6 protein-coding genes and 1 pseudogene are annotated in these 7,743 nt (G+C 68.0%); 1 reads left to right on the top strand and 6 read right to left on the bottom strand.

The annotated features are described in order from the left end of the window. The 4 genes and pseudogenes from HUU95_RS03975 to HUU95_RS03960 form a co-directional block, all read right to left on the bottom strand. A pseudogene (locus HUU95_RS03975) lies at window positions 1–312 on the bottom strand (hypothetical protein); the annotation flags it as partial. A gap of 2 nt (window positions 313–314) precedes the next feature. Then, window positions 315–794: a nuclear transport factor 2 family protein gene (locus HUU95_RS03970; protein WP_174278918.1), complete on the bottom strand. Its 480-nt coding sequence runs from the start codon at window positions 792–794 to the stop codon at window positions 315–317. Between the two features lie 264 nt (window positions 795–1,058). After that, window positions 1,059–3,131, bottom strand: a complete 2,073-nt coding sequence (locus tag HUU95_RS03965) for a S9 family peptidase (protein ID WP_174278917.1) — start codon at window positions 3,129–3,131, stop codon at window positions 1,059–1,061. 209 nt (window positions 3,132–3,340) lie between these two features. Continuing rightward, entirely contained in the window at window positions 3,341–3,721 is a 381-nt protein-coding gene (locus HUU95_RS03960; protein ID WP_174278916.1) for a DUF4267 domain-containing protein, read from the bottom strand. A gap of 87 nt (window positions 3,722–3,808) precedes the next feature. On the opposite strand from HUU95_RS03960, the gene HUU95_RS03955 reads away from it, so the two are divergent. Continuing rightward, window positions 3,809–4,405 carry a TetR/AcrR family transcriptional regulator gene (locus HUU95_RS03955; protein ID WP_174278915.1) on the top strand — a complete coding sequence of 199 codons (597 nt, stop codon included), beginning with the start codon at window positions 3,809–3,811 and terminating at the stop codon, window positions 4,403–4,405. A gap of 72 nt (window positions 4,406–4,477) precedes the next feature. Here HUU95_RS03955 and HUU95_RS03950 read toward each other — a convergent pair whose 3' ends face one another. Both HUU95_RS03950 and HUU95_RS03945 read right to left on the bottom strand, forming a co-directional pair. Further along, the gene (locus HUU95_RS03950) at window positions 4,478–7,303 is read right to left on the bottom strand and encodes a hybrid sensor histidine kinase/response regulator (RefSeq protein ID WP_174278914.1); all 2,826 of its coding nucleotides are present in this window, start codon (window positions 7,301–7,303) and stop codon (window positions 4,478–4,480) included. Between the two features lie 163 nt (window positions 7,304–7,466). Further along, on the bottom strand, window positions 7,467–7,743 hold a 277-nt coding region (locus tag HUU95_RS03945), incomplete at its 5' end, for an ACT domain-containing protein (protein WP_174278913.1).

Raw genomic sequence — 7,743 nt, 5'->3', positions numbered from 1 at the left:
GCTGCCGATATGCGGGACGATGACGCCGGCGGCACCGCCATCGAGCGCCGCCAGCAGCCGCGACGGGTTCGCGTCCGCGGTCCGCACCAGGATCGGCGTGCCGGACACCCGGCCGGCGAGCATTGCCAGGTCGATCGCCTGCCGATCGAATGGCGCATGCTCCTCATCCAGCGCCACGAAATCGAGCCCCGTCCCGCCGAGCACTTCGACGACCTGCGGCGACGGTGTCTTGACGAAGGTGCCGATCAGCAGTTCCCGCGCGCGAAGCCGTCGCGCGAAGGTGCCGTCTGCCTGGACGCTCTGGTCCGGCATCGTCAGTTCTGGACCGTCAGCGTGTCGAGCAACTGCGCGCGCGAGGGCACGGTGGCGGGGGTCCCGCCCGTGAAGATCGGCGTGAGCACATGCGCCTTGAACAACCAGCGCCCGTCGACCAGCACGCAGTCGCTGCGGACGTCCGCGATCATGATCGCCGGCTTCGATTCCAGCACCGGCACTCCATCGTCGGCGAACAGCTGCATGACGCATTCGAAGGTCGCCGCGTTCTCGCCCGAAGCGGATAGCCGCGGGTTCGAGACGCAGTGCCGCGCCGTCCGCTCGCCGCGTGACGCCCGCCAGCGGTAGAAGGCCGCTACCTCGTCGCGCCCACGCATCGTCTCGCTGCCGACGACAAAGATGCCCTCCTCGGTATAGAATTCCTCGGCCCCGGTGCCCTGCCGGCGATCGACGGCATACCAGTAATCCACCTCAAGCGCGTGAAGACGCACGAACCGCTCGATCTCGCCTGAAGCGCTCACCTGCCTCTCCACTCGGCACTGTCGGCGAACCCGTTTCTCGCTGACTTCATCGTCTTAGCCGGCGATCGCGCCGAAATCAGGGATGAATATAGCTCATTCCGCAAAGCGGAACGCGGCATGTGGAGGTAGGGATCGTCGGGCAAGCTAGCGGCACGGCCTCGTCACGTGATCGCCTGTGTACCAACCCCAATGGGTGGCCACACGGGCGCTCACGAGGCAAGCGCAGGCATCGACCCTGCGCAGATGAGCCGTGGGCATTAATCATTACCGCGCCGGCGTGTCGCCGCGATAGCGCGCGAACCAGGCGAGGATCGCCTGGTTTTCGGCGACGAGCTGGGAGGGGCGTTCGGCCAGCCCGCCATGGCTGGCGCTCGGCACGCGGATCAGCACGGTCGGCACCGATCGGATCTGCAGCGCGTCATAGAATTGCTCGGCCTCGCCCGGCGGCGTGCGGTGATCCTCCTCGCCGACCATCACCGCGGTCGGGGTCTCGACGTTGCCGGCCAGGCTGAGCGGGGAGCGCCGCCAATATTGCTCGGGATCCTCCCACGGCATCTTGCCGAACCAGTATTTGGCCATCGAATTATAGCCGTCGGTGGTGAGCACCTCGCTGGCCCAGTTGATCACCGGCTTCTGGGTGACCGCCGCCTTGAAGCGATCGGTCTTGCCGACGATCCAGGCGGTCAGCAGTCCGCCACCCGATCCGCCCGTCACGAACAGGTGGCCCGGATCGACCGATCCGGTCGCGACCGCGGCGTCGACGACGCTCATCAGGTCGTCATAGTCCTTGCTGGGATAATCATGGTGGATGCGATTGGCGAAGGCCTCGCCATAAGAGGTCGATCCGCGCGGATTGGCATAGACGACGACATAGCCGGCCGCCGCGTAGAGCTGGTTCTCGGTGGACCAGAGTGGCCCGTAGCTCGCGAAGGGGCCGCCGTGGATTTCGAGGATCAGCGGGTATCGGCGCGCCGGATCGAAATTCGGCGGGGTCACCATCCACGCATCGATCGGCAACTGGTCGGCCGAGGAGGTGACCGCGAACGGCTTGACCTGCGCCAGCGTCTTTCCGGCGAAGAGATCGTCGTTGAGCCGGGTCAGCCGCCTGGTGCCGCCGCGCCCGGCGATCGCGACATCGGGCGGGCGGGTGGCGTCGCCCGCGGCAAAGGCGACGCTGCCATCCTTCGCCAGCGAGAACTCGCCGCCCGAATAGGGCCGGTCGAGCTCACCGCTGGCGAGCCCTTCCGCCGCCGGGGCGACGCGGCCGTCGAGAAAGACGCGCGCGACGCGGGTGACGCCGCGGTCGGCATATTGGACATAGACGGAGCGGCCATCGGCCGCCCAGCGCGGACTGCGAAGGTCACGATCGAGCGAGGTGCCGATCGTCCGGATGCCGCTGCCGTCGGCGTTCATGATCGACAGCTGGTGGTTCTGATAGCCGAGCAGCTTGTCGTCGAAGCCGACAAAGGCGATCAGTCGGCCGTCGGGTGAGGCCACCGGCTGCTCGTCCGGTCCATGGCGCGTCGTCAGCTGGGTCAACGCGCCACTGGCGACGTCCACCGTGAAGACATCGGTGTTGAGCGGATCGCGCTCCCAATCCTTGCCGTGATTGGTCGCGAACAGCAGGTGCCGGCCGTCGGCGGACCAGTTGACGCTGCCGCCGTCGTCGAACTCGCCAAAGGTCAGCTGCCGCGCGGCGCCGCCCTCCGCCGACACCACGAACACATGGTTGTAGCCCGGCCGCAGGTAACCCGCCCCGTCGGCTCGGTAATTGACCTGGCCGATGATCTTGAGCGGCTCCGCCCATTTCGCGCCGTCCGGCTTGGCGAGCGGCACGCCCAGTGTCACCCCGTCGCCGGCCACGAACATCGTGAAGCCGATGGTCCTGCCGTCCGGCGACCACGCGATGTCGGAGGGGCTTTCAGGCAGGCTGGACACCGCCGCGCTCGCGCCGCTGGCCATCCAGCGAACGAAGATCTGCGGCTTGTCGCCATTCCCCTTCGCCGCGAAGGCGAGCCGGGTGCCGTCGGGCGACCAGCGCGGGCGCGCGCTGCCGGGCACGCCCAGCGGGCTCTGCCGTCCGGTGGCGACATCGACCAGCCAGATTTCCTGGCGGGCGTTGTCGGTCATGATGTCCTCGCTCGATCGCGTATAGGCGACGAGCTTGCCGTCCGGGCTGATCTGCACATCGCCGGCACGGGCCAGCGCGAAGGCGTCGCGCGGGGTGAACGTCCGTGCCGATCCGGTCGCCTCGGGTGTGGGCTGGGACTGGCGGCTCGGAGCCTGGGCTAGCGCGGCGGTACTGCTCAGCAACACGAGCGAGGCGAATCTGAGCATCGGGAACTCCGGGAGGTGACGGCCGGACTATAGGGGGCGCTTGCCCCCGCTCAACCCGCAACGGCGCGAACGATCTTGGGCGCCCGTTCGATCTGCCGACGGCCCGTTTCGCGGGAGCGCTTCGCGCGCTCGGCGATGCTGACCGGCCGCGATCCGTCGGACCAACGATGGCGACGGCCGCGATCCAGCCGACGACAACCTGCGGCATGTCAGGCTGCTCCGACCAGCAGCGGCAGCGCCCCGGCGATCATCACGACGGCAGTGACGAAGTGGATGCCGAGCGCGCGCGCCGTAGAACCCTTGGCGGCAAGGACGAGCGTCATGTCGCCGAGCGGGATCAGCGCCTCGACCAGCAGGACGATGCCCAGCATGCGCGGCCCGCCCCAGACGAGCACGGCCAGCACGACCAACCCCGACACGATGTCGCGGCTGCCCTTGAGACGCAGCCACCACGCGACGTTGGCGCCCTCCTCGGGAAGCGGCAGGCCGAAGCTCCGCGTCGCCGTGCGTGGGGAGAGCAGATACATCCCGCCGATCGCGATGATGGCGGCAGCGACGAGGATCGCCACGCCGATCGAGAACATGTTCATTGTCACCTCCACTTCCAGATCACAGATAACTAGCAATGCTAGGAGTTCAAGACATGCTATGACATTGCCGTTCCGGGGAACTGATCGATGGGCGTGGCCGAGCGAAAAAAGCGAGAGCGCGATGATCGCGAACGCCGCATCACGGCGGCCGCGCGGCAGATCGCGACCGCGGAAGGCTGGGAGGCGGTGACGATCCGGCGGCTGGCCGAAGCGATCGAATATAGTCAGCCGGTGCTCTACTCACATTTCGCCAACCGCGACGCGATCGTCGCCGCGGTCGCGGTCGAGGGCTTCCGGGAGCTTGCCGACGCGCTTCAGTGCGCGCCCGAAGGACATACCGATGGCCGCGACGCCATGCGCGCCGTCGCCTCGGCGTATCTTGCCTTCGCCTGGAAGCAGCCCGCCATCTACGAAGCGATGTTCGCGATGCCGACCGGCTTGCGTTTCGCCGAGGCCGACGCGCCACCCGCGGCGCGCGACGCCTTCGCGGCCCTGGCGGCCGTGGTGCCCGCCGGCGACGTCGAGACCGCCACCGAGACCTTCTGGGCGGCGCTGCACGGCCTCGTCGAACTGGACAGGGCGGGCAGGATCAGACCTTCGGCGCGCGAGGAGCGCCTGACGCTCGCTGTGAACGGCCTGCTCGGCCATGAGGGATATGCCGTTGCGGTATCGACGAAAGACTGATGACACCCACATCGGTCTGGAGTTCAACAGACTATTGAAAATGCTTATTCATTTTATCGAGCGGCATAAGCACTACTGCCCTCTGCTCGCACCTCGCCAAGTCGACGCCTTACGGAGCACCACCGACAGTTCATCGAGCGAATATGGCTTTCGCAGCAACTCGAACCCATGGCTGCCGTTTTCCGCGAGAATGGTGCTGTAACCACTCGTGAGCACGACGGGGAGGGACGGGTAGAGCCTGCGGATCTCCTGCCCCAGTTCGATCCCGGACATGCCGGGCATGACCACGTCCGAGAACACCACGTCGTGCGCGCCCGGATTGGCCTTGAGCTCGGCGAGCGCGCTGGGCGCGTCGGCGGCAAAGCTGGTGGCATAGCCGAGTTCGGCCAGCGCCTGCGTCGCGAAGATGCCCACTTCGGGATTGTCCTCGACGATCAGCACGCGCGCACTCTCTCCATTCGTGAGCGACACCGCCTCGTCACCCGTCGCGATCCCGTCCGGCGCGTCCACCTTGGGAACGTAGATGGTAAAGGTCGAGCCGCGCCCCTCGTCGCTCGTCGCGATGATGTCGCCGCCGGACTGTTTGGCAAACCCGAACACCTGGCTCAGGCCCAGTCCGGTGCCCTGACCCACGCCCTTGGTGGTGAAGAACGGTTCGAAGATGCGGTCCAGCAGATCGGTCGGGATGCCCGAACCCGTGTCGGTCAAGGCCACGGTGACGAACTCGCCGGCGATCGCGGGATGCGCCCGCACGCCCGGCAGCGACGACGCCATGGAGACGCTGATGCGCAGCTCGCCCCGACCCTGCATGGCATCGCGCGCGTTGACGGCCATGTTGACGACGGCGGTGTCGAACTGGCTCCGGTCCGCGTCCACGAAACACGGGCAGCCACCGGCATCGATGGAGATCGCGACCCGAGGACCGCACAGCGTTCCCAGCATGTCGCCCAAGGCGCAGACACTGGCCCCGACGTCGAACACTTCCGGCTTGAGGGCCTGGCGGCGAGCGAAGGCCAGCAGTTGGTTCGTCAGCTTGGCGGCGCGATCGGTGGTGCTGGAGATCGCCTCCAGATACCGCTCGCGACGCGCCTCGGTCGTCCCCGGCCGCCGCAGCAGATCGATCGACCCCCGGATGATCGTCAGGAGATTGTTGAAGTCGTGCGCCACGCCGCCGGTCAGCTGACCGACCGCCTCCACCTTCTGCGACTGGCGCAGCTGCTCCTCGACGAGCCGCTGGCTGGTGACGTCCACGCCGATGCCGGTCCGGCGCAGCGCCTGGCCGTCATCGCCGACATAGGTGTGGCCGCGCGACAGCACCCATCGGATCGAGCCATCGGCATGCTGGATGCGATATTCCAGCTCGATGTCGCCCGCCACGCGGGCACCCTGATCAACCGCCGCTCCCAGGAATGCGCGGTCCTCCGGGTGGACGTTGGCCAGGAACTCCTCCCGGGGCAGTCCTTCCACGCCGCGGGCGGGATCGACCCCATAAAGCGCGGCGATCGCATCGTCGAAGGCGTACCGGTCGCTTGGCATGTCGTAGACCCAGACGCCGACGCCGCCGATCGCGCCGAGCGCCAGTCGCGCAAAATCCTGCGTGTCGCGAAGCTTCGCCTCGCTTTCCTTCTCGGCGGTCACGTGGCGGCCGGCCGCGTAGATGACGTCGCCGGCCGGTGCCGACAGCCACGTGAACCAGCGGTACGAGCCGTCCTTGTGGCGCAACCTGTTGACCAGCGGCGCGAGCGTCTCGAACGCGGAGGCCTGAAGGGCGTGGTCGTAGGCGGCGACGTCGTCCGGGTGGAGGAGAGGGCGGGCGGGCGTGCCGACCAGGTCCTCGGGAGCATAGCCCAGGATCGCCGTCCACGCCGGGTTGACCCGCTCCAGGATGCCGGCGGTCGAGATGACGTGCAGCAGGTCGGGCGACATCTCCCACATCCGGTCGCGTTCGGCGGCGGTCGAGGCCGCGGCCGTCGCCAGGTCCGCGTTGGCGCGGCGAAGCCGGAACAGCGCATCGGCCAGCTGGGCCTCGCTCGCCTCCAGGGACTCCGCGGCGAGCCTCTGCTCGGAACGATCGCGAAGCACCTTGACGAAGCCGATGATGGCGTCGTCGGCCCCACGCAGCGGCGCCATCTCGCCGCTCGCCCAGAATCGCTCCCCGTTCTTGCGCAGATGCCAGCGCTCGTCATTGCCATGGCCCGTCTTCAGCGCGAGCCGCATCTCCGTCGCCGGGCGACCGTCGGCGACATCCTCGGGCACAAAGAAGCGTTCGACGTCGTCGCCGAGCATCTCCTGCTCGGACCAGCCGAGCACGCGGTGCGCGCCCTCGTTCCAGCGGGTGACCTTGCCGTCCAGGTCGGTCGCGATGATCGCGAAATCCGTGGCGCTGTCCAGGATCTGCGTGTTGCGTGCTTCCCGGTCGCGGGTCGCGCACGCCGCCAGCACGCGATCGGTGACCTCCTCGGTCTGGCAGAGCACGCCGGCGATCGACCCGCTCTCGTCGGGAACGCCGGAGAAGGAGAAGGACCACCACGTCATTTCCGGAACGCCGTGGCGCGCCATCGGTACATACGCGTCCACGAACCGGCTCGGCTCGCCGGCTTCCGCCTTCAGGAACGCCGCTTCGACGGACGGCCAGGCGTCATGCCACAATGCTTCGAACCGCGCCCCGGTCGCTTCCTTCAGCCGCGGCCCCAGGATAGGGAGGTAGGCGTCGTTGAAGAAGAAACTGCGATCCGCGCCCCAGACGAGGTACATCGGACCGGGAGCTCGGAGCATCGCGCCCAGCATGAGCCGCAGGCTGACGGGCCACCCTGCGGGCTCGCCAAGCGGATGCCGCGACCAGTCCTTGTGGCGGATGAGCTCGGCGGCGTGGCCGCTGAAACCTGGCAGGATGTTCAACTGGCGGTGGTTCCAACAGCAACAGTAATTAGCGCGTCCTGATCACGTATACGGTCCAACTGCGATTCCCAAGGGCCACGGCCCGACGACGCGCATGCACGGCGCCGACCGCGTCTGGTGCTTTCCTCGACGCGTCAATCCAGCCCTATTGCCTCGCCTCCCCTCACAAGATCGGCATCCACAGCGGCTCGCCCGCCAGGCTCGGCGAACCGCGCAGCCGCTCCAGCGCCTGCGCGACGCAGCGTTCCGGGCCGTCGTGCGTGACGATCGCGACCAGCACCGCGCCGCCCGGGCCGGGATCGGCCGGGTCGCCGCGCTGGATCAGGCTCTCGATCGAGACGCCCGCGTCGCGCATCGCCGCCGCGATCTCCGCCAGCACGCCGACGCGGTCGACGACTTGCAGACGCAGATAGGCCCGGCCCCGGCGTTCGCCCGCGTTC

It is taken from the genome of Sphingomonas bacterium (assembly GCF_903643065.1).
In the GTDB taxonomy this organism is placed as follows: Bacteria; Pseudomonadota; Alphaproteobacteria; order Sphingomonadales; family Sphingomonadaceae; genus Sphingomonas.
Note: the sequence above shows the minus strand (reverse complement) of the source record. Positions and strands in the feature narration are given on the sequence as shown.